Below are 1535 nucleotides of genomic sequence, written 5' to 3' on the forward strand. Positions count from 1 at the left end.
TGGACCTGTCGCGGTTTGGTGCCGCTCCTTTGATAGCGTAATGTGCAGCAAAGGAGATGACTCATGGGCACAGGAAGAACGGACGAATTTCGTAAAGATGCGGTGCGAATTGCACTGAGTTCGAAGGATTAGAAAATGATCTGGGGGATCATTTTCCCTGAGGACGGGCTTTCGCGGCAGCAAGTTGCGGATGATTTGGGCGTTGGCAAATCGACGCTGAACAAGTGGGTGACGGCGCATCGAGATACGGACGTGGTCTCGTCTGAGGATCGCGAGCTTGCTAAGGAGAACGAACGGCTTCGGCGCGAGAACCGCATCCTCAAGGACTTGCAAGGATAAGCCGACAGTCCGGGGGACTGTTGGCCCGCAGCAAGAGGGATATATTAAAAAAAGGTCGTCATTGATTGCGCCATTGGTTCGAGCAACAATGGCGACCAGTTCTTCGCGAGCCAAAAGCCGTGAGGTTCAGGTTCGTTGAAGAGTGAGCCATGTCGCGCCATCGGTCCGAGCGACAATGGCGAACGCGGGGCTTTCCCGGTCGATCGGCTGTGTCGGGTGATGAATGTCAGCCCCCGCGGATTGCGGGCGTTCCGCAGCCGTCCGGCCAGCCACAGGCAGCGCATGGATATGGTGGTTCTGGCGCATATCAAGGAGCAGTCGCGCCTGAGCCTGGGCAGCTATGGCCGCCCACGAATGACCGAAGAACTGAAGGAGGTCGGTGTCGATGTCGGGCACCGGCGTGTCGGTCGCGTTCGACAGGAAAACGATCCCCCGGATCGTTTTCAGAACCTGTCTCACTGCGCGAAAACGGGATTACCGTTGAAAGAACGCGCAAGTTCAAGGCGACCACAGACAGCGATCATACGTTCAACATCGCCCCGAACCTGCTGGATCGCGACTTCAAAGCAGATCAGCCGAACCAGAACCGAAGGTCCGCGCAGCGAAATGGGCTGGCGACATCAGCTACATCTGGACCCGTGAGGGTTGGCTGTATCTGGCGCTCGCCATTGTCCTCGGACCAATGGCGGACAATGGCTCGCTCCTCGATCTGCATTCGCGGCGGGTTATCGGGTGGGCCGTCAGCAATCGCATGAAGCGTGATCTGGCGATCCGGGCCCTGAAAATGGCCATCGCCTTCCGAGCGCCACCCAAAGGCTGCATTCATCACACAGACAGGGGCAGCCAATATTGTTCGCATGACTATCAGAAAATCCTGCGCGAACACGGGTTCAAGGTCTCGATGAGTGGGAAAGGGAATTGCTATGAGTTCAAGCTGGTCCGCGCCAGCGGATTGAACGATCCGGGGGATCGTTCAAAGGCGCAGAACGCCGCAGTCGAAACCTTCTTCAAGACCATCAAGGCCGAACTGATCTGGCGGCGCACTTGGGAAACGCGTCGACAGGCCGAAACCGCCATCTTTCAATACATCAACGGCTTCTATAACCCTCGACGCCGGCATTCAGCATTGGGCTGGAAAAGCCCGGTCGCTTTTGAACGGAAGGTGGCTTAAACGAGCACCTGGAGCGGCACAAATA

At 57.1% G+C, this 1535-nt stretch carries 1 pseudogene; it reads left to right on the forward strand.

What is annotated here, in order from left to right:
* The first annotated feature begins 63 nt into the window (after window positions 1-63).
* Window positions 64-1510: pseudogene (locus tag ACTZWY_RS19705) on the forward strand (IS3 family transposase).
* The last annotated feature ends 25 nt before the right edge of the window (window positions 1511-1535 follow it).

It is taken from the genome of Roseinatronobacter sp. NSM (assembly GCF_052379845.1).
Lineage (GTDB): Bacteria > Pseudomonadota > Alphaproteobacteria > Rhodobacterales > Rhodobacteraceae > Roseinatronobacter.